The following is a 19446-nucleotide window of genomic DNA, read 5'->3' as shown; positions in this document are numbered from 1 at the left end:
GCACTCGCACCGGACCGCACCGTCCTCGGTCCCGTGTCACCCTGGCGACGCGGGCTCACCGCGCCGAGCGGTGGGTCTGTCGGGGCGCTGCGGCGGGATCGGTATCCGCCCGGCGGCGCAACGACAGCGCTTGCAGGGGGCACAGTGCGACGGCTTCGCGGGCCGCAGCGAGGTCGCGTCGTGCCACCGGGACGTCAGATCCCGTGCCGTCGGCGGCCAACGGGTACCCCCACTCGTCGCGGTCGAGGCTGTCGAGCAGTTCGGTGCACAGCCCGCGGCCTCGGCAGGCGGTCCAGTCGATGTGCAGCGATTGCGTCATGGGTGGATCCTCCTTCCGCATCGCCCGCCGAGATGGTCGGCGACCTCGGCGGAGAAGGCCTGCAGCGTGCTCAGCACGAATCGTGCGGTGCCGTCGGGGTGGTGGCACGATCCGCGTCCCGCCACGAGCGCGCTGAGGCGGTGGATCTCGGTCTCGGTGTACCCGTCGGCGCGGCCGGTGGCGAGATCGGTGAGTGTCTCGGCCATCCGGGGCAGGCCGTTCAGGCACGGCCCGCACTGTCTCGCGGACTGCGAGGCGAGGTATGTCGCGATGCGTGCCGCAGTGTCCAGCGGGCACTCTTCCGGCGGGATCGCGAGGAGGATGCCGGCGCCGGGTGAGGCGCCGAAGGGGGCGAGGGCGGTCCGGCTGAGAGCCGTGTCGAGCCGATCGCCGGGTACCCAGGCACCGTGGTAGCCGCCCACGAGCGTCGCGGCGACCCGGTCCGGGTCGATGCCCGCCACCTCCAGGGCGCGACGTATCGGTATCCCGCCGGCGGCCTCCACGACGCGCGTGCCGTGCTCGGCGGTGATCGACAGCAGACGGGTCCCCGGCTCGTCCGCCGTGCCGACGGTGCGGAACCATTCCGCACCCCACCGGGCGACCAGGGCGACGTGGGCGAGGGTCTCGACGTTCTGTACGAGGGTCGGACGACCCCTCAGGCCGGCATCGGTCAGGCGGACGGTGCGGTCGGTTGGCACGGCGCGGCCGCCGCGCAGGGAGTTGACCAGGGCGGAGGCCTCGCCTGAGATGAAGGTGTCGGCGGTTTCGTGCAGGCGCACCTCGCGCGCGTCGGTGCGCTCGGCGATCGCGGCCCGCACGGACGCCAGCTGTCGGGGGCCGGAGGCGAGGTGGACCTCTGCCGCATCGAGCGTGCGGGCGAGGGTCATCAGTCCGTCGAGGACCAGGTGCGGTGCCCGTGTCAGGAGGGTCGCATCCTTGACGCTCAACGGTTCACCCTCGGCGCCGTTCGCGATCACGACGGGTCGATCGCTGCGCGGGTCGATCGCGGTGAGCTTGCGCCACGTGGGGAATGCCGCGCCGCCGCGGCCACCGAGACCCGAGGCCTCAAGCTCGGTGACGAGCGACGTCTTGGCGATGTCGGGGAGCGGGCCGTGGGTGGCGAGGTGTTCGGCCCGCGAGGGGCCGGGGGCCGAGAGCAGACGGGATGCGCCGGTCGGCGCTGCGGGGACGGTGATGCCGCGGGAGGTGAGCGTCGCGGTCATGGGCGGACTCCGATCGTGGGCGGCGCCGCGCGGTGCGGTGCGGGTGCGGACGGAACGGTGGGGTCGGTGGCGGCGACGTCGGGACGCGTGAACCGCGGAGTGAGCCGCCACACCACCGCGGCGACCACGGCGGCGGTGCAGATGGCGGCGAAGACGAGGAATGCGGGGGCGGCGGCATCGGTCCCGGTGCCCAGGGCGTGGGCGAGGGCGATCGGCCACAGCGCGTAGGTGCTCCAGTGGACGATCCGGAACGTGCGGCGTCCGATGCGATTGCGCAGGAGCCCCGTGACCATGATCGCCAGCAGCAGATCGAATCCCACTGTTCCCAGGCCCAGCCAGAACGGGCTGTACTCGCCGAGGAACGGCACGACGAGATCGATGAGCTCGAGCTGCGCGTACGGGTCGAACAGCAACGTCACGATGTGGATGAGGATGAACACGGTCGCCAGGATCGATGCGTTGCGGTGGACGAGTGTCACGGCGAAGCGTGGAAGCCCGAACGCCGGTCGTCCGGCACGGGTCAAGATGCCCAGCACCACCGACAGCGTGAACAGGCCGAGCCCGACGATGCCGGTGGCACGGCCGACGGCCCAGAGTGCTTCGTCCATCAGGCGGCGCTCCCGAGATCGGCGGTCTCGGCGTCGCAACCGAGCTCGGCATCCCGCGGCCAGTCGCCGGTGAAGACGACCGCTCCGTCTTGCCGGACCAGGCGTGCCGGAACGCCGTGCCTACCGAGCCACTCCGGGGCGGCGTCTCCGGCGACGATCGCGCCGGTGCTGAAACTGTTGGCGCGCACGCACGTGCGTGCGGCCACGGTGACGGTGCGCCAGACCGGGTCGGCGGGGGTGCCGGTCCGCGGATCGAGGATGTGGTGCCGGGTGAGACCGGCACGGTGCCAGCGACGCTTCTGGGTGCTGGAGGTCGCCAGGCCGCGGCCGGGTCCGAGGGCGACTCGTGCGGCCGGATCGCCGGGCATGTCGCGCACGGTGACGTTCCAGCCGGCGGCCGGGGCCGCGCCGGATGTGGAGATGTCGCCACCGAGGCTGACGAGGACGCTGTCGCCGAGCTCGGCGTGCACGAGTGCTGCGGCCCGATCACTCGCCACCGCCTTCGCCGTCGCGCCGAGGTCGAGGGCGAGATGGGCGGGAACCTGGAGGGTGTGTCCGCGCAGGCCGACGCTTCGCCACCCGGGCCGGGGTGAGAGGACCGCGCGGATGAGGCCACCGTCGTCTTCGATCAGGTCGATGTCCCGGTCGTAGCCGACCGCGTCCATCGCGTAGCGCAGCGTGGGGTCGACCCGGCCCTCGGTGAGGGCTGCGGCGTCGAGGGCGGCGCGGACGAGGGCGGCGAGCAGAGGGCTCACCTCGGCACCGGTGGGCAGGGACGCGTGCAGTCGGTTGAGTTCGGAGTCGCTGCGGAAGCGGCTGCACGCGAGGTCGATCTCGGCGAGCAGGTCGTCGACGAGCGCCGCGGCTCGACGCATCCGCGTCGGGTCGTGCGCGTCCGGTCCTGCGAGCACCAGACGCGCGTCGGTACCCCAGACGGTCCAGTCCCGGGTGGCGGTCTCACCGGTCACGGTCACGATCCGCTCGAGGTGGCGGACGATTCCGAGGCGGAGCTCGAGGCGACGGATCCGGAATCCTGGCTCTCGGTCTCCTCCGTGGCGTCCGCGGTGGCGTCGGTCGAGCTGTCGCTGCCCGCTTCGGTCGTGCTCGTGGACGCGGATTCGGATGCCTCGGTCTCCGTGGTGGTCGAGGTGTCGTCGGAGGTGCTCGACCCGACCGTGGACGTGTCGGTGGTCGCGCCATCGGCGGTCGTTTCGGTGACGAAGGCGTCGCCGACCACCAGCGCCGTGGCGCCGGCGCCGACGATGCCGGCGACACCGAGCATCAGGGTGGTCAGGCTCGCTTTGCGTCGTCCGCGTGCTCGTTCGCTCATGGCTCTGGCTCCTCGTTCCGTCGGGTGGGTGATTCGAGTGTGGAAGCGCTCGCTATGCGCTCCCTATGACGCGATGCGGACGCGGATATGAGATCGCCGCGGGCCCTGCGGGCGGTCGCCGCGGGGAGATGCTGTCCCCGCCCTGCGCCCCCCGCCCCCCGCGGTCGCTTGCCTGTGGATCCTCTGTCGCCCGGCCTGTGGTTCCGTTGTCGCTCGTCCGGTGGTTCCGTTCTCGCCCGTCCGGTGGATCCATTTCGCCCGTCCTGTGGATAACGAGCGCGTCGGATCGATGGAACTTGCGAGGATTCCCGCGTGACCATCGCCGCAGATCCCGCCGTGTCGGTCGCCGAACGCGTCCGTGATCGGTTGCGACGTGAGGCGGCCGATCCTTCTCGCGAGCCGGACCGGGCCGTGCAGATCGCGCGGGCGGAGGTGCGACGCCACAACGATTTCGCCCTGGCGCGCGGTCTGCGACCGGTCGATGACGAAGCGGCCTGCGTGCGTCAGGTCCTGGCGAGCGTGTCGGGATTCGGGGCGCTGCAGTCCTTCCTCGATGATCCGACCGTCGAAGAGCTGTGGATCAACGCGCCCGACAGCATCCACATCGCCAGGGCCGGTGTCGCCGAGCGGGTGCCGTTGGCCCTGACCGACACCGCCGTGCGCGATCTCGTGGAACGGATGTTGCATTCGACCGGTCGTCGCGTCGATCTCTCCCAGCCGTTCGTCGATGCCTCCTTGCCCGACGGATCGCGCTTGCACGTGGTGATCCCCGACATCACCCGACGTCATTGGGCGGTCAACATCCGCAAGTTCTCGCCGCGGCTTCGGGACCTGCGCGAGCTCGTGCGGTCGGGCTCGGTCGCGCCGGAGGCGGCGGAGATCTTGTTCGACGCGGTGCGCGCGGGGCGGAGCATCGTCGTCTCGGGCGCCACCCACGCCGGGAAGACCACCCTCCTCGGTGCCATCATCGCCGCCTGTACACCCGAGACCCGCATCGTGACGGTGGAGGAGACCTTCGAGCTGGCCGTCGACGCGCCCGACATCGTGTCGCTGCAAGGGCGTCAGCCGAGTCTGGAGGGCACGGGGGAGGTGAGTCTGCGGCGTTTGGTCAAGGAGGCTCTTCGCATGCGTCCCGACCGACTCGTGGTCGGGGAGGTCCGTGATGCGGAGGCGCTCGACCTCGTCCTCGCCCTGAACACCGGCGTTCCCGGTGCCGCGACGGTCCACGCGAATTCGGCCCGCGAGGCGCTGACCAAACTCGCCGCGCTGCCGCTGTTGGCCGGGCGCAACATCGACGCCGGATTCATCCAACCCGCTGTCGCCTCGTCGGTGCACCTGGTCGCGCACTGTCGCCGGGAGCCGGACGGGCGCCGCCGGGTCGTCGAGATCATCGCGCCGGACGGTGTCGATGAGCGAGGCATTCGCGCCCGCACCCTCTTCCGCGCCGAGGGCGGTGCCGGATGACGTGGGTGTGGGGTGCGCTGCTCGCAGCGGGTCTCCTCCTGGTGATCTCGCCCTGGGTGTGGCCGGAGCGGCCGAAGGCCCAGGTCGCGGCGGTCGGTCGGGTCTCGTCGCTGCTCGAGGGTGCGGGCCTGGCGCGCGTCGCCCCGACGAGCGTCGCGGCCGTTGCCGTCCTGTGTACCGTGATCGCCGCCGCGGTCGCGTGGCTGGTCGCCGAGGTCGCGGCGCTGGCCCTCGTGGCGGCAGTGGCGGCGGCGTTCGTGCCGTTCGCGTACCTGCGCGCACGCCGCACGAGGTTGCGTCGTGCACGGCGGAGCCTGTGGCCGGACGTGTGCGATCTGCTCATCGCCTCCGTGCGGGCCGGGATGTCGCTGCCGGATGCGGTCGCGGCGCTCGCCGATTCGGCGCCGGTTTCGCTGCGCCCGGCCTTCGTGGTGTTCGCACGGGACGTCTCGGCGTCGGGTCATTTCGATTCCGCGGCGGCGCGACTCAAGCAGAACCTCGGTGACCCGGTCGCGGACCGCATCGTGGAGACCCTCCGCATGGCGCGGCAGGTGGGTGGGACCGAGCTGACGACGGTACTGCGGGCCTTGTCGGCGTCGGTGCGCGCGGACGCCGCGTTGCGCGCGGAGGTCGAGGCGCGCCAGTCGTGGGTGCGCGGCGCCGCCGTGCTCGGGGTCACCGCCCCGTGGGTGATCCTCGGATTGCTCGCGCTACGCCCCGAAGGTGCGCGCGCTTACGGGAGCCCGGAGGGTGTCGTGCTGATCGTGGTCGGTGCGGCTGTGTCGGTCGTGGCCTATCGGATCATGATCCGTCTCGGGCGTCTGCCGGAGCCGCGGCGGTGGTTCGCATGACCGCCGCGACCGAACTGGCCGTGGCGATCGTGCTCGGCGCGGCCTTCGGTCTGGGGGCGTGTCTGCTGCTGGCGCGTACGCCGCGGCTCGGGGCTCCGAGCCTGTCGCGTCGCATCGGACCGTACGTGCGTGATGTCATCGACCCGCGAGGGGTCATCGTCGACACGGGTGTTCCGGCGTGGGACACCGGCGCGCTCGCGCGCCGGGTGGCCGACGGGCTCGGCCGGCTCCTCGGTGCTTCGGAGGTGATCGAGCGTCGCCTGCGTCAGGCGGGCCTGCCGATCGATGTGACGGCGTTCCGCGCCCGTCAGCTTGCGTGGTCGGTGGCGGGCCTTGCCGTGGGTGCCGTGCTCGCCGTGGCACTGGTCCTTTGGGGCCGTGGGAGCGCCGCGTCGGTTCTGCTGCCGGCGATCGGTGGCGTCCTCGCTTTCTCCGTCTGCGACCTCCGGCTCTCGCGCGCGGCATCGGCACGGCTCGCCCGCATCGGCGAAGAGGTTCCCACCGTGCTGGAGTTCCTCGCCCTCTGCCTGTCGGCCGGAGAGGGGATCCTGGACTCCCTCCGTCGTGTCTCCTCGGTGGGTGCGGGCGAGCTGACGGGCGAGATCCGTGTGGTCGTGGTCGATGTGGGCACCGGGTCGTCGCTGACCGAATCGCTTTCGGCGATGTCGCGACGTCTCGAGCTGCCGTCCCTGCGTCGCAGCGTCGACCAGCTCGTCGCGGCGATCGACCGAGGAGCTCCGCTGGCCGAGGTGCTCCACGCGCAGGCATCCGACGCCCGCGAGGACGCCAAGCGCGCCCTCATCGAGAGCGCCGGGCGCAAGGAGATCGCCATGCTCGTGCCCAGCAAGATGGCTTATGAATCTTCTTCAATGGAGACTTCCGTGCGAGAGCCACGCGCTGTGAGCAGGTCATACGCGAGGATGCCACCTGCGGCCGCGTATGACGCCTGGTGAGTGATGCGACTTGCAGGCTACGTCGATTGACTTCATGGTCGGCGAATCAAAATGACTCACCCTGTGCCGCCGAGACTTGAAGCCGTCACTCTTTGGATGCTTCGGGTCTTGACCAGCGTCGCCAGCGTCTGCGGGACGGCCTACGGAGGCTGGGGGCGGAGCGCCGCTATGGTTACTCGAGAAGTGGGGGGCGGGATGGTCGATTGGGGGAGTACAGTGGTGACTGTACGATTTGATTGTGGCGGCGACAGGCCGTGCGAGCAGTGCGGTCGGTGGCTGCTTGCTGACGGCCAAGCCCTCTCAGTCGAACTTTGCAACAGTCAACTGGCGGTGGACCATGCGTTGGGCTATCTCGAATCGCTTTCAGAGAGCACCTCGAAAGCGGACATGCAACGATTCGAAGATCTTGTCGACCGACTTGAACGACTCAGTATCTACGGAGATCTTGAACCGAAACGCGAGCTTCGGCACCTCGAAGGTGATACATGGGAGATAAAGACGGCTGCCGATCGCGTCCTGTTTTATTTTGTTCAGGCGGATGGCAGACATAAGAAGGCGGTGCGTGTGACCAACTGTGCGGAGAAGACGAAAGCCAAGACCGCGCAGGGCAGGTTGCCCGCGAAACACAAGAACAGGGCTGCACGTATTCAGAAGGAGGATCGCGCATCATGACTCGGACTGAAGTTCAGAAGGTCGAATCAATCGATCGGTCAGTGCTGCGCAGCGGGAGCCGTCTGCGCTCTCGGGCCCTCGCGTTGATTGAGGGTGCGATGGAGCGAGATCAGGTCAAACCTGCTGAGCTTGCTAGACGACTGGGGGTTCGTCGAAGCGCCGTGAACTCGGTCTTGAAGGGCACAGGAAATCTCACGCTCCAGACTCTCGCGGAATACTTGGGAGTGCTCGGGTATGAAGTCGAACTCGCCCCGATAGAGCGGGGCGAACTGGTTCTGTCCATGCGCGAACGTCGTGCTCCGCGACTAGCGCAGCTCACGATGCGTGACGCGGATTTTGGCGGGGCGATAGCTGCGACTGAAACACGTGAACGCCGTATGGTCCCGCAAATCTTTCACGATGCAATCGATCCTTCGTCCCCGAAGCCGACTGCTGACCGGCGTCGAAACGTTCGCGCGCGATTGGTCGCTCCGTGAGGGTCCGCATGTTCGATCTCGCGACGGCCGCGTCCACTAGGGGAGGTCTGACGACGGTCGTGGACGGGGGGTTCAACGTGGTAGAAGCTGACACGTATCCAACATCGCTTGACTTGAGATTGGCGTTAGCGATTGAGGTGGACCTCGATGGAAGTGTTGCCGACGTTGACGTCCGGCTCGCAGTGACCACCGAGGATGGCGAATCTGTTGGTGTCGAGGACTTTCGAAGGACCTCCCGGGTGGAGATTGAGACCACCGAATACGGAGAGCAAACAACGCAGGGTGCCTCTGTAATCATTCCGATGCCGATCGACACAACAAACCTGATGATTCCGGCACCGGGCCGCTATCGATTCACGCTGTACGACGGCGAGAAAGAAGTCTCCTTCATTCGACTCTTTGCGGAATTGGCGGAGAAGGTCGACTCTGACAGCCACACCTAGCCCGACCCCGCGGCGCACAGCCAACGGTCGGTCTGTCGCGAGACGAGCCTCGCCAGAGCGACCGTTGGCTGGCCACAGTCAGGGGATCAGGTCGACGGACACGAAGTCGAAGGGCTTCTTGACGCGGAGTCCGTAGCGGCCTTCGAACATGAGCCGGAAGGTGTTGTTCTCGGTGCGGTTTTTGCCGTCGAAGACGAGGGCGTCGTCGCCGACAGGCAGCAGTTCGGCCTGGTTCCAGTCCGCGGCCATCGCCCGGCCTGTGGGGAGGCCGAGGGAGGTGACGACGGGGCCGCCGAGGAAGCCTTCGATGTCCGCGCGCGACTTGAACAGGAATGCTCCGTTGTCTCCGTTCTCGCGGAGCATTTCGAGGGCCTGCAGGTCGAGCGGGTTGAATGCCCATCCAGTGAGGTTGCGGTCGTGTGCGAGCAGCTTGTACTTCGCTGCCGACAGGGTGGTCAGCAGGTCGGCGGTGTATGCCTGAACCTGTACCCCGGAGGTTTCGAGGATGCCGGTGAAGCGGTCGTCGAGGCCGTCCCCGGAGAGCACGTCGCGTTCGATCGCGGCGAGGGTGTCGTCGCGGAGCTGGACGCTGAGTATGTCGATCAGGGCGGTGAAGTCGTCGAGGTAGCGCCAGGGGAGGTCCTCGGTCTTGTTGGCGTAGACCCGGTAGGTGTCTTCGACCGGTCCGAAGGTGTACGTCGAAGTCGGCTTCTCAGCACCGTCGGGCACAGCCCCGGCGTTGCTGGTCCGGGCGCTCTGGCGGATGAACGAGAAGACATTGCCCATCTGGTCACCCGCGCTGCGTCCAACAAAGCCCACGCTGTCACCGTCGGTGGGGCGGGCGCTGCCGCTGATGCGGGGACTCGCGACCGGGATGAGGTCGAGGAGGGAGCGCGGTGCCGCCTCGACAAGGTCCGGGCTGAGGATTGCGGGTACAGAGACGGTGCCCGATACGAGCGACTTCGCGCCCTGCGGGGACGAGGACGCGAGGGTCGCGAGGCTATCGACGGCCTTCTTGCCCCACCCCTTCTTGCCCGTGAGGTTCGGCTCCCCGGTTAGGGGGTTGTAGCTGTTGTGCTCCAGGCCGCCGATCGAGTCCATGATCGACTTTGCCTGCTCGGACCGCTCGATCTTGCCCTTCAGTTCCTGGGCCTGTTCGGCTTTCACTTCGAGGTCGGTCATCTCAGCGTCGGTGAAGTCGCGGCCGGATGCTTTGACGTTGTCGACGATGGTGCGCATGGATTTCTGCAGCTCGGCGAGCTGTTCCTTGATGGTCATGGGTGTGCCCTTCCGGGTGGGTGCGCTCGGGTCGATGCGACCTCGCGAGCGTGTGTGAATGGTTGAGCGGCACCACAGATACGGGACTGGCCGACTTACCCGCGCAGGGTCTCGTCGTGGTCGCGTTGGTGCGCTTTCGCTCAGGCGGACGGGCTGACGCGGTCGCTGCGGGAACTTGGCCCGTGGGCTCCTCGTTCTCGGCGACGGCTTGACCGACGGCCTTCACTCGCCGCTTGAAGGGTGGGGCAGCTCGAACTTGACCTGGCGGCCCTCGTTCTTCAACCCGACGCTGCTCGCGACGTGCCCACAGGTTAACACCCGTCTCCGACATCGGTGCGCCTGGCTTTATCGATAGCGCGTAAGTACCGTTGCGGGCATGCAGAAATCCACGAAGATCGCCCTCGGGGCCTCTGCCGTTGTCGTCGCCGGACTCACCGCGATCGCTGTCCCCACCGTCGCATCGGTCCACGGCGAACTGTCCAGCTGGGCCATCTTTGACGCCCCCGAACCCGTCGCGACGAGCGATGCGCAGGCAGGTAAGGGGCCGAACGCAGAGACGACCCCAGAGGCATCGCCCACGCCGCGTAGTCCGCTACAGGCAGCCGCGTGGGAGATTGGCTGCGACGACTTCGCGAAGGTCGGCGGTTACGCGGGGTACCCCAAGCCGTCCGCCCGCCCTGACATGGGCGCGACCGAGTACGCGGCAGGCACCGTGACCTACGGAGATGACGGAGGCGTTGAGACTTACACCGTCGCCGCGGGAGACGCGCCCCAGGCGATCGGGGAGCGCTTCTGCGTGGACTACATCACGATGACCGTCGCCAACGACGTCTACCCCTCCTGGGAGATCAACCCCGGCGACGTCCTCCAGATCAACCCGTAACGCTCCGTCCCCGAGCGAAGGTCCGCCCCCGGATCTGGAGGCGGGCCTTCGCAGTTGTGGGGACTGCTTACGTGGTCCCGGTCGGGTCGATGTCGTCGAGTTCGGCGTCGAGCATCGCCACCGACAGCGCCTGCCGCCAGTCGTCGCCGTGCAGCTGCTCCAGCGCGAGCGCGGCCGTTTCGGCGAGGGCGAGCATCAGGGCCAGATTTCCCTCGCGGGGGTAGTCGCGGATCGCCGCGGCGATCTGCTTCATGTCGCGGTCCGCGGTGCCGAAGATCAGCGCCCCCGCGGTCTGCTGTGCGTTAGCCACGAGCGACCTCCTCGCGCGCGCGCACGCGCGCAGGCGATGGGCCTCCCTGTTCGGGGGGGGGGGTATATGTCACTGACGGTGGAGGCTCCGGGGGAGGAGGATTCCTGCGATCCAGACGCCCCTACCCACGTGAGGGTGATGGAGATGAAACGCGCGCTGCGCGGGGCGATGCGCGGCTGCCATCCATCGAGGGCGAGCATGGCGAGGTCGGCGACATGCCTCGTGGTGAGCTTGCGGACCTTGACATGCCAGCTGGTGTCGTCGGCGTAGGGGGCGGCGTGTGCGAGCCAGAGGGCTTCGTGGCCCTGGCGTTCGAGCGTGTCTTTCGGATGCATCTGTGTGTCCTTCCGGTAGGTGTGATTGTTCGTTTCGGTGCGACGATTCGTCGCGCTGCTGCGGCACCTCGCCTGACCTCGCCCACCCCTTAAGGGGTGGGGCGAGGGGCGAGGTCACGGTGACGTCGCCCGGGGCGAGGTGGGGCGAGGTCGGGCGAGGTGGGCGAGGTCGCTCTCACCCGCGGGATTCCGCGGGTCTGTCGCGTTCGACCTCGCCCCGGCCGCAGGCGGCCAGTCGAGGTCTCCCGAGATGATCTCGCCCCGGGGCTGGGGCGAGGTCGCGAAAGGCGTCACGAGGGTGTGGATCACCGCGCCGCGGGCACCAGGGGTGCGCGTCACGTTGCCCTCGACAACGAGGAGATCCAGCGCCCGGCGGACCGCGTCACGGCGGCCCCTGACGCCGCTCTCGACGCCCGCGCCGGTCAAAGGCCCCTGGCTGCTCAACAGGTCGCTGACGCGGCCCATGAGAACCGTGGGGCGATGCCCGCCGTCTGTTGCCTCCTCAGCCCGGTCAGGCCCTGCGAGAGTGACCCGCAGGTCGTCCCCGGGTGTCACGTGCAGCGTGGCGACCCGCTGGCCGACGGTGTAGTGCCCGTGCCGGTCTTTCGCGCATACGAGCTTCGCGGCCCCGGCGCGCTCGCGGCTGAACGGTGACAGCGTCTCGATGAGGTACTGCGCGCCACTGATCGCTGCCCGTTTGCGGTGGGAGCCCGCAGGCGAGAGCTCGTTCACTGATCTCTTGCCGCTGTGGTCGAGCACCACCACTGCGGGGCCGATGTCGGAGATCCTGCGCGGAGTCTTCCGGAACCACGGTGTGACGTCGCGGTCGGCGTTCGAATCGCCGTCCTCGATCGACATGCCCTCGCCGACTGAGTCGATCACCACCAGCGACACCTCGTTGTCGGTCAGCATCTGCAGGAAGGGCTCAGCGTCGTCCGTCAGGGGAGTGTCGGGCTGCGTATAGATGAATCGCCGAACAATGCCGTCGGCTGTGACTCCGAGGTCGAGCAACCGCGCGATGGTGCTCCGCGGGTCGCCCTCATAGTCGATGTAGGTCGCTGCGCGTCCGGCGTTGATCTCCTGCGCGCACGCCAAGAGCGCGACCCAGGTCTTGCCTGACCCGGAGTCTCCGTGTACCCCGTTGACCTTGCCGCGGTAGAACAGTGCAGCGCCGTCCGCACGGGTCAGGGTTGTCGGACGAGGACGCCCGTCGATACCTGCGGCGACCTCATCAACGATCCAGGCAAGCTCGACCGGTTCCCAGGTCACGACTGACCCCCCGACAGGCCGCGGTGAACACGGCGGAGACGCTTGGTCTCCCGCCAGTACCCCGGCGGCGGCGGGCAAGAATCGCTGTAGGCGCTGTCCGGCGTCTCCTCGACGCACGTCGCAGGGCGATTAGTCCACGCTCGACCCGCGGAGTCCCGGGGCAGCCCGTCACTGAAGCGCGGACGCCGACTCGTGTCCGCGCGCGCCACTACCCTGAGATGCGACCGCCGACCAGCAGTCTTGCGCGCCGCTCCGTCTCCCTCGGGGCGGCGTTCGGCATTCACGAGGCACCACCGCTGAGCAGCATCGCCAAGTGGGCACGCTGCGCATCGGAGAGAGGGGGAGCCTCGGCGACGACGCGATCGATGTATGCCTCGAGCGTCTCCCGGGCGGTCATGCGTCCGCTCCGGCGGGAAATGCGTCGCCTTCGTTGAGATCATCGCGGCCTGAGCGGTCGGTCTCGCACCTCGGGCCGAGAGGCACACGTTCGACGCTGCCGAGGTCAACGCGGATGAGGCGCGGACCAAGACGCTCGGCGTACAGGTCTCCGCTGACGATCCAACGACGGACTGTGTCGCGGCTGACATCCAGTGCGGACGCAGCCTGCGAGATGGTGCACCAGCCCGTGAGGCGGCGCGAGGACACGGGAGCGGTCTGCTCAACGGTCATTGGTTACTCCAGGTAGCACAAATGACCCGAGCTGCTAGGTCCCGGGATTTGGACTACCTAGGGTGACCGGCAGGTAACCGGAGCGGTGAGCCCGCCGTAGTTCAGATTAGCAGCATTGCCTTGCATAGCCTTGCATAGGGCGGCAGTCAGTAGCGGTCGCGGAGCTCGGCCAGGGTGACTGTGTGTTGGCCGTCCTCGAGAAACGATGCGAGCGCGGCGGCGATGCGGGCCCCGTTCTTGAACACGAATCGGTCCGGACAGCCCGGGCACGATATGACCTCACGCTCGTGCCCGGTCTCCCTCTTTGCCGTGTAGCTATCGGAGCGAACGGCGTTCGCCCACGGGGAACGCGCGCTGTTCGTGTCCAGGTCGAGTGCGGCGCTGAGAGTGCCACCGAACTCCCACCCACCCTCGCTGTCAAGACGCACCGCGTACGCTGCACGCGGGGTCTTGACCTTGCCGTTGACGCTGTGTCCCGAGCACCGAATCACGATCACGTCGACTGGGTGTCCGAGCCTTGCTTCAAGCGCCGCGCGCGTGCGCACCCCGGACGATGGGGTCTGTCGCCGCTCGTTCGCCGCGAGTGCCGCGCTCATCGCCGCATGTGCCGCGCTTCCAGGCTCGAAGGCTTCGAGCGCCGATCGGTCGGGGCTCACGGTTGCGCGTCCAACTCATCCGCGCGGTCTCTCAACCAGGCAGGGAATCTCTCGTAGCGCTCCGCGAGCACGCGTAGCTCGCCCGCGGTCACGTCGCGGCACACTTCCAGGATTAGGGTCGCCGAATCCCCACCCTTCGTGCGGGGAGTCGTGAGCAAATCAATGCCAGGCGCGAACGTTCGTCGCCTTGCCACGGCGCCAGCGTCGAGTTCCCTGTTCGAGCAAGAGGTCACGGCCATCCACGCGCGCGCGGCGGCCTCAAGCGCCTCGTCGCGTGTGACGCGAGGACGCCGCGGGTCGGGGTGGTTGGTCACGAGCCTTCCTCTCCATGAGATTTCCATTCGATGCGAACGAGCTCGGGGTTGAATGCCCGCCCCGGCCCGGACGGCAGGATAGTCACCCTCATCACCGCGCGGAGAATCGCCCTCTGGGAATCCAGGCCGAGGGCATCCCAGCGCGTTTCGACTTCGGGTCCAGCGATGTCCGTCGGGATCGCGGTCGGAAGTGAGCGAGCGAGGACGGCTTCATGGGTGGCGCGATCTTCCCGGAGCTGTGCGGTGATGCGTGTCAGCTGGCCGAGTTCGAGCGCTCCCGCAGCGTATGCGTCCGCGGCGTTGGACAGGCGTGCGTCGATTGCAGCGATCGCGTTCCGGGCGGTGCTCGCCGCCGCGTCATCGCCGCGGGTGAAGAGCGCGAGCGCATCGGGCTGTTGAAGCCGTCGGAGAAGCGTTCCGACGACCACTCTCTCGACGTCCTCCTGCTTCCGACGCACCTTGTAGCAGGTCGTGCAGAAGTACGACGGTGGCTGACGCTTGGTGCGACCGTCCCGGGTGGTCACAAGCTTGCCGCTCGCGCGTCGCATCACCGCAGGGGCCGCGTTCGGCTGAGCCTCGCAGCGACCGCAGTAAATGATCCCGCTGAGGAGATGCTTCGGCGGCTTTCCGACGCCGCCGGACTCGCGGCTCGGGTTTCGGAACAGCGCGACGAGACGATCGTGAGTGTCCCGGTCCAGGATCGACGGGTGCCAGTCGGGGTCGAACTCACCGACCACCTCTCCGCGGTGGGTGCGAAGCCCCGCCAGGGAGGGCCGCAACAGAAGCTGTCGGAGCGTCGGCGACGACCACTCGATCCGTGCAACGGACTCGCCGGTCCGCCCCTGTTCGGCGGTGCGCGGAGAAGGGACGCCCCGCCGGTTCAGATCGGCAGTGATCGAGCGAATCGAGTGGCCTTCTAGAGCGCGGCGTGCGACGTCACGGATCACGGCAGCCTCGGCCTGATCGATGACATCACGACGGTCAACGCGGCGGTATCCATAGCCCGGGCGTGAGGTCGGCCTACCCAACGCTGCCCGCTGATCCCCTGCACGACGCTGACGCTCAGCTTTGCGCCGCACCTCAAAGCGCGCGACCGACGCAAGCACGCTCGCGCGCAGTTCACCGTCGGCCGAGGCGAGGTCGATCTCGCCGTCAACGGTCACGAGCGCGAGCTTGTGGTCGATCAGCGTGTTCAGGTCGCGGGTCGATCTCGCTATGCGATCGAGGTCCGTCGCGATAACAACGTCGATCGACTCAGATGCAGAGAGCAAACGCCCCCAAGCAGTCGCCGAACCGCGCGGTTTTGACGCTGACACGTCGTTGTCGACGTACGTCTCGACGATCGTCCACCCGCGCGCCGCAGAGAGCGCCGTGGTGCGATCGCGCTGACGCTCGATCCCCTCGTCGTCTGCCTTCGACTGACGCAGGTACAGGGCGGCGCGCTTGGTCATGAGAAGACCCTATATCTGATGCTCGTGCCGCTCGTTTTCTTGATCCTGCCGCTGAGCGTTCTGTTCGCGGTGTTCCCCGGGATCCTCATGCTGCGGCTGGGGGTCGGATGACACAGAAGGAGAATCGGATGCTGCGAATCTGGAGTCGGTTCGAGACGGCGCTGCATGCGCGCCTGGTCGACACGCTCGATGACGACACCGGTGACGTGCCCGGCTGGGTGCTGATCACCCTCATGACCGCCGGATTGGTGGTCGTGATCTGGGCGCTCGCCGGACCGGCATTGGCCGGGCTGTTCGAGCAGGCGATCGATCGCGTCTCGGGCTTCTGACGCGTGCGGGCTGTGCGGCGGCGGATGCGGGCTGTGCTCGCCGACGAGACGGGTTCGGCGCCGGTCGAGTTCGTGCTCGTCGGCGTGCTGCTGACCGCACTCACCCTCGCCGTGCTCCAACTGGGTGTCGGGATGTATGTGCGCAACGTCGTACACGATGCCGCGGTCGAGGGCGCCCACCGCGCCGCGCTCGCCGACACCACGCTCGGAGAAGGGGTCGCCCGCACGCGTGAGATCGTCGACCGCACGGTGGGGCAAGGATTCGCCGCCGAGGTCGCCGTCTCCCAGACCTCCCATCTCGGTCACCCCGCGGTCGCGGTGACCGTGCGGGGGACCCTCCCTCTGGCGGGGCTGTTCGGGGTCCCCGGAGCGATGGAGGTGACCGCCCATGCGCCGCTGGAGAGCTTCGACTGAGCCGGGACGGTTGCCGGAGGGGATCCGCCGATGCCACACATGGGTGCGCGGACACCTGGGACAGGACGATTCCGGGTCGGCGGCGTTGGAGTTCATCGTCGTCGGGCTGCTCATGCTGGTTCCGTTGGTGTATCTGGTGATCACGCTGTCGCTGGTGCAACATCAGTCACTCGGAACCGAGGCCGCCGCCCGTCACATCGCCCGCGCGATCTCGACCGCGACCGGAACCGGCGCCGCGGACGAACGCGCGCACCGCGTGCTGGACTCCGTTGTGGCCGAGTACGGCATCGATCCGGGGGCCGTGGCGATCGACGTGGACTGCCGGCCGGCCGGTGACTGTCCGCAGGCGGGTGCGCTGGTGGTGGTGACGGTTTCGGCGACCGTGTCGCTGCCGCTGGTGCCCGACATCCTGGGGCTGGACCGTCTTGCCACCGTGCCGGTCGAAGCGACCTCGGCGCAGGAGGTCTCCCGGACATGGCGCGAAGGATGACCGCGCCTGCCCGCGCCTTCGCGCACCCGCGGTGGCGAAGGATGACCCCGGGTGCCTGCGCGTTTGCGCACCCGCGGTGGGTGCGGCGTGGTGCGGATGCGTCCACGGGGGAGGACGGGAGCATCCTGCCGCTGACACTGGGATATGTCGTGCTCGCGCTGGTCGTGGTGCTCGTGTGCGTGAACGCCACGAGCTTGTACCTCGCGCAGAAGCGCGTGGACGCGCTGGCGGACGGGGCCGCGCTCGCCGGTTCCGACGGGTTCGTGTTCACGGCCGTCGACGGTGAGCCCACCGCGCAGCTGACCGACGCCGCGGTGTCCGAGCAGGCCGAGACGTTCCTTGACGCGTTGCGGACCGATGCGGTGCTCGTGTCGGCCGCTTCGCCGGATGGTGTCTCGTCGCGCGTGACGGTGGCCGCGGCGTGGCATCCGCCGGTCGTGACCCTCTTCGTCCCGGATGGCGTGCGCCTGGAAGCCACCGCGACCAGCCGCACGGTGCTGCGCTGACACGCGCTCGTCCTGCGCCGCACCCGGTGCGGGGATGCTCGATCCCGTGCGCTCCGCCTACGCGTCGACCCGGGCTGCGGCGCGCCGCTCCCGCAGATAGTGGATGCCGACGAAGACGGCGGTGCCGGCGACGACGGCGAGGAGGATGACATCGATGTACCGGGTGACGAAGTCGCTGACCCACGGGATGTAGGCGATGACGTATCCGAGCAGGGTGAAGCTGAAGGCCCACAGCACCGCACCGATGAAGTTGTACAGCGTGTAGACACGGAGGGGCATGTGCCCGACGCCGGCGGCGACCGGGGCGAAGGTGCGCACGACGGGGACGAACCGGGCGACGATGATCGCGAGGCCTCCGAACCGGTCGAAGAACGCGTTGGTGCGTTCGACGTTCTTCCGGCTGATCAGGCCGGTCTCTTTCCGCTCGAACAGGGCGGGACCACTGCGGTGGCCGATGTAGTACCCGACCTGCCCGCCGATGAACGCGGCGATCGCGATCGCCGAGCACACCACCCAGATGTTCACGTGGAACACGTCGACGGTGTTCGTGAGCAGGCCCGAGATGATGAGCAGGCTGTCTCCGGGGAAGAGGAACCCGATGAGCAGCCCCGTCTCGGCGAAGATGATCGCACAGACCACGAGCAACGCCCAGGGGCCTGCCGCGTCGATGATCGTCTCGGGGTCGAGCCAGGGGATCAGCGCGAGTGAGGACATGTCTCCTGCTCGCCCGCGCGGGTCGGGAGGCGCGGGTCGATCGAGTCTATCGACGCCCCGTGGTCGCCCGAGGACGGGGCCGCGACGCGGACGCCGCGGCCCCGCGCTCAGTCGTCCAGTTCGCCGAAGCCCTCGAGGATCAACGCGTCGAACGCCGCGACGGCCTCGGCCGCGTCGGGCCCGGTCGCCTCCACGCGCACGACGTGATCCTTCGCGGTGCCCAGTGACAGCATCCCGACCATGCTCTTCGCCTTGACCGGGCCCTTCCCGGTCGTGACGTCGCTGATCTCGATGGTCGCATCGAAGCGTCCGGCCTCCTTGACCAGCACGGCCGCCGGTCGGGAGTGGATGCCCATCGGGTTGAGCAGGGCGCGTTCGATCACAGCGTGCTCCGCCGACGGCGCGGTGTCCTTCTGCTCCGGCGCGGGGTCGGTCGCCGGCGCGGTCGGCGCCCCGCCCGCATCGGGCTGCTTGGCGCGCAGCGCGCTGTCGGCGTCGGCGACGACCTCCTCCAGTGTCCCCCCGGTGGCGGCGCGGACGATGCCCGCCGTCGCCCCCTCGACGAAGGGACCTGTGCTGATGCGCACCGGCTGGCTGCTCTCCCGTAGGTCGAGGGCCAGTTCCGAGCTCAGCGTCGCCGAGCCGAGGTCGGTGAGGACGACGACGCCCTCACTGTCGGCCAACGCGTCGATCGCACCGGCGATCGCGGCCGCATCGGTGCCGAACCCGCCGGCGGCGCCGGCGGCGATCTTCACGGGGGGTTGCTCTCCGTGAACCATCTGGAGGGCGAGGTCCACGGCCGCTTCGGCCAGGGGCTCGCTGTGGGAGACGACGACGAACCCGATCACGCGGACTCCGCGCTCTCGGCGTCGGCGAGGGCCGCCCACAGGATCGCGGTGCTGGCCGCGCCCGGGTCGAGGTGGTCGGCGCTCCGGTCGCCAAGGTAGGAGGCGCGTCCCTTGCGTGCCACGAGCGGCTTGGTCGATTCGCAGCCGGCGGCAGCGGCCGCCGAGGCGGCCTGCAGCGACTCGGCCAGTGACGCGCCGCCGTCGAGCTTCTCGCTCAACGTGTCGATCGCCGGCTGGAACGCATCGATCATCGTCTTGTCGCCGACCTGGGCGTGCCCGCGTGCGATCACCGCCGCCACCCCGGCACGCATGGCCGCGGCCAACTGCTCGGCGCTCATGGACGCCTCCGCGGGGCTGTTCCGGCCCATGTCGAGGAAGAACGTGCCGTAGAGGGACCCGCTCGCCCCGCCGACGGTGGTGACCAGGGTCATCCCGACCGACTTCAGTCGCTCCTGCACGGTGGCCGCGGCGGTGTCGATTTTTTGCACGACGGCGGTGAACCCGCGTGTCATGTTCGTGCCGTGGTCAGCGTCTCCGATGGCGGAGTCGAGCTCGGTGAGCCGCTCCGCTTCGGCGTGCAGACGTTCCGCGGACAGCCTCAGCCATCGGTCCAGGTCTTCAACGGTGATCATGTCTGCCAT

The 19446-nt window shown here is 68.7% G+C and carries 26 protein-coding genes; 11 read left to right on the top strand and 15 right to left on the bottom strand.

Annotation, left to right across the window (positions count from 1 at the left end; translation table 11 throughout):
- Positions 1–55 precede the first annotated feature (55 nt).
- From ABD204_RS12990 to ABD204_RS12970, 5 genes are read right to left on the bottom strand one after another with little or no spacing between them, the layout of a single operon-like run.
- The gene (locus ABD204_RS12990; RefSeq protein WP_194424481.1) at positions 56–319 is read right to left on the bottom strand and encodes a ferredoxin; all 264 of its coding nucleotides are present in this window, start codon (positions 317–319) and stop codon (positions 56–58) included.
- A complete protein-coding gene (locus ABD204_RS12985; RefSeq protein WP_194424482.1) occupies positions 316–1542 on the bottom strand; it encodes an NADH-ubiquinone oxidoreductase-F iron-sulfur binding region domain-containing protein in 1227 nt (408 codons plus the stop codon). The genes ABD204_RS12990 and ABD204_RS12985 overlap by 4 nt, the downstream gene beginning before the upstream one ends.
- Positions 1539–2150, bottom strand: coding sequence for a ferric reductase-like transmembrane domain-containing protein (locus ABD204_RS12980; RefSeq protein ID WP_194424483.1), 612 nt, complete (start codon positions 2148–2150; stop codon positions 1539–1541). The genes ABD204_RS12985 and ABD204_RS12980 overlap by 4 nt, the downstream gene beginning before the upstream one ends.
- Positions 2150–3118 (bottom strand): FAD:protein FMN transferase, encoded by a 969-nt coding sequence (locus ABD204_RS12975; protein ID WP_206697365.1) that lies wholly within the window; start codon positions 3116–3118, stop codon positions 2150–2152. Before ABD204_RS12975 ends, ABD204_RS12980 begins: the two co-directional genes overlap by 1 nt.
- 2 nt (positions 3119–3120) lie before the next feature.
- Entirely contained in the window at positions 3121–3480 is a 360-nt protein-coding gene (locus tag ABD204_RS12970; RefSeq protein ID WP_194424484.1) for a hypothetical protein, read from the bottom strand.
- Between the two features lie 312 nt (positions 3481–3792).
- Between ABD204_RS12970 and ABD204_RS12965 the strand changes: the two genes are divergently transcribed.
- The 6 genes from ABD204_RS12965 (at position 3793) to ABD204_RS12945 (ending at position 8339) form a co-directional block, all read left to right on the top strand.
- On the top strand, positions 3793–4944 hold the full coding sequence (locus ABD204_RS12965) for a TadA family conjugal transfer-associated ATPase (RefSeq protein WP_194424485.1): 1152 nt from the start codon (positions 3793–3795) through the stop codon (positions 4942–4944).
- The gene (locus tag ABD204_RS12960) at positions 4941–5795 is read left to right on the top strand and encodes a type II secretion system F family protein (protein ID WP_194424486.1); all 855 of its coding nucleotides are present in this window, start codon (positions 4941–4943) and stop codon (positions 5793–5795) included. The genes ABD204_RS12965 and ABD204_RS12960 overlap by 4 nt, the downstream gene beginning before the upstream one ends.
- Positions 5792–6748: a type II secretion system F family protein gene (locus ABD204_RS12955; protein WP_194424487.1), complete on the top strand. Its 957-nt coding sequence runs from the start codon at positions 5792–5794 to the stop codon at positions 6746–6748. The genes ABD204_RS12960 and ABD204_RS12955 overlap by 4 nt, the downstream gene beginning before the upstream one ends.
- A gap of 108 nt (positions 6749–6856) precedes the next feature.
- Positions 6857–7420, top strand: a complete 564-nt coding sequence (locus ABD204_RS12950) for a hypothetical protein (protein ID WP_194424488.1) — start codon at positions 6857–6859, stop codon at positions 7418–7420.
- Positions 7417–7896, top strand: coding sequence for a helix-turn-helix domain-containing protein (locus ABD204_RS14115; RefSeq protein ID WP_194424489.1), 480 nt, complete (start codon positions 7417–7419; stop codon positions 7894–7896). Before ABD204_RS12950 ends, ABD204_RS14115 begins: the two co-directional genes overlap by 4 nt.
- 8 nt (positions 7897–7904) lie before the next feature.
- Positions 7905–8339 (top strand): DUF6941 family protein, encoded by a 435-nt coding sequence (locus ABD204_RS12945; protein WP_194424490.1) that lies wholly within the window; start codon positions 7905–7907, stop codon positions 8337–8339.
- A gap of 78 nt (positions 8340–8417) precedes the next feature.
- Here ABD204_RS12945 and ABD204_RS12940 read toward each other — a convergent pair whose 3' ends face one another.
- The gene (locus ABD204_RS12940) at positions 8418–9617 is read right to left on the bottom strand and encodes a phage major capsid protein (RefSeq protein WP_194424491.1); all 1200 of its coding nucleotides are present in this window, start codon (positions 9615–9617) and stop codon (positions 8418–8420) included.
- A 376-nt stretch (positions 9618–9993) separates the two neighbouring features.
- On the opposite strand from ABD204_RS12940, the gene ABD204_RS12935 reads away from it, so the two are divergent.
- Entirely contained in the window at positions 9994–10500 is a 507-nt protein-coding gene (locus tag ABD204_RS12935; RefSeq protein ID WP_194424492.1) for a hypothetical protein, read from the top strand.
- A 67-nt stretch (positions 10501–10567) separates the two neighbouring features.
- Here ABD204_RS12935 and ABD204_RS12930 read toward each other — a convergent pair whose 3' ends face one another.
- The 6 genes from ABD204_RS12930 to ABD204_RS12905 all read right to left on the bottom strand — a co-directional run bounded on the left by ABD204_RS12930 (position 10568) and on the right by ABD204_RS12905 (position 15504).
- Entirely contained in the window at positions 10568–10810 is a 243-nt protein-coding gene (locus tag ABD204_RS12930; protein WP_194424493.1) for a hypothetical protein, read from the bottom strand.
- A gap of 449 nt (positions 10811–11259) precedes the next feature.
- Positions 11260–12414 carry an AAA family ATPase gene (locus tag ABD204_RS12925; protein WP_194424494.1) on the bottom strand — a complete coding sequence of 385 codons (1155 nt, stop codon included), beginning with the start codon at positions 12412–12414 and terminating at the stop codon, positions 11260–11262.
- Positions 12415–12807: 393 nt separating this feature from the next.
- Positions 12808–13083, bottom strand: a complete 276-nt coding sequence (locus ABD204_RS12920) for an excisionase family DNA-binding protein (protein ID WP_194424495.1) — start codon at positions 13081–13083, stop codon at positions 12808–12810.
- Positions 13084–13229: 146 nt separating this feature from the next.
- Positions 13230–13739: a hypothetical protein gene (locus ABD204_RS12915; RefSeq protein WP_194424496.1), complete on the bottom strand. Its 510-nt coding sequence runs from the start codon at positions 13737–13739 to the stop codon at positions 13230–13232.
- Positions 13736–14053 carry a hypothetical protein gene (locus tag ABD204_RS12910; protein ID WP_194424497.1) on the bottom strand — a complete coding sequence of 106 codons (318 nt, stop codon included), beginning with the start codon at positions 14051–14053 and terminating at the stop codon, positions 13736–13738. The genes ABD204_RS12915 and ABD204_RS12910 overlap by 4 nt, the downstream gene beginning before the upstream one ends.
- Complete coding sequence (locus tag ABD204_RS12905) at positions 14050–15504, bottom strand: recombinase family protein (RefSeq protein ID WP_194424498.1); 1455 nt, start codon at positions 15502–15504, stop codon at positions 14050–14052. Before ABD204_RS12905 ends, ABD204_RS12910 begins: the two co-directional genes overlap by 4 nt.
- Positions 15505–15632: 128 nt before the next feature.
- Here ABD204_RS12905 and ABD204_RS12900 point away from each other — a divergent pair, with 128 nt between their 5' ends.
- The 4 genes from ABD204_RS12900 to ABD204_RS12885 are packed head-to-tail and all read left to right on the top strand — an operon-like array spanning position 15633 to position 17243.
- Positions 15633–15833 (top strand): hypothetical protein, encoded by a 201-nt coding sequence (locus ABD204_RS12900; RefSeq protein ID WP_194424499.1) that lies wholly within the window; start codon positions 15633–15635, stop codon positions 15831–15833.
- Between the two features lie 24 nt (positions 15834–15857).
- Entirely contained in the window at positions 15858–16247 is a 390-nt protein-coding gene (locus ABD204_RS12895) for a TadE/TadG family type IV pilus assembly protein (protein ID WP_194424500.1), read from the top strand.
- Complete coding sequence (locus ABD204_RS12890) at positions 16222–16737, top strand: TadE/TadG family type IV pilus assembly protein (protein ID WP_194424501.1); 516 nt, start codon at positions 16222–16224, stop codon at positions 16735–16737. Before ABD204_RS12895 ends, ABD204_RS12890 begins: the two co-directional genes overlap by 26 nt.
- Positions 16734–17243: a pilus assembly protein TadG-related protein gene (locus ABD204_RS12885; RefSeq protein ID WP_241747982.1), complete on the top strand. Its 510-nt coding sequence runs from the start codon at positions 16734–16736 to the stop codon at positions 17241–17243. The genes ABD204_RS12890 and ABD204_RS12885 overlap by 4 nt, the downstream gene beginning before the upstream one ends.
- 57 nt (positions 17244–17300) lie before the next feature.
- Here ABD204_RS12885 and ABD204_RS12880 read toward each other — a convergent pair whose 3' ends face one another.
- From ABD204_RS12880 to dhaL, 3 genes are all read right to left on the bottom strand, one after another.
- On the bottom strand, positions 17301–17957 hold the full coding sequence (locus tag ABD204_RS12880) for a DedA family protein (RefSeq protein ID WP_194424502.1): 657 nt from the start codon (positions 17955–17957) through the stop codon (positions 17301–17303).
- Positions 17958–18064: 107 nt separating this feature from the next.
- Entirely contained in the window at positions 18065–18805 is a 741-nt protein-coding gene (locus tag ABD204_RS12875) for an HPr family phosphocarrier protein (RefSeq protein ID WP_194424503.1), read from the bottom strand.
- Entirely contained in the window at positions 18802–19446 is a 645-nt protein-coding gene (dhaL, locus tag ABD204_RS12870) for a dihydroxyacetone kinase subunit DhaL (RefSeq protein ID WP_194424504.1), read from the bottom strand. Before dhaL ends, ABD204_RS12875 begins: the two co-directional genes overlap by 4 nt.

This window comes from Microbacterium aquimaris (assembly GCF_039531285.1).
Taxonomy (GTDB): domain Bacteria; phylum Actinomycetota; class Actinomycetes; order Actinomycetales; family Microbacteriaceae; genus Microbacterium; species Microbacterium aquimaris.
This window is presented reverse-complemented; position numbering and strand designations above follow the sequence as displayed.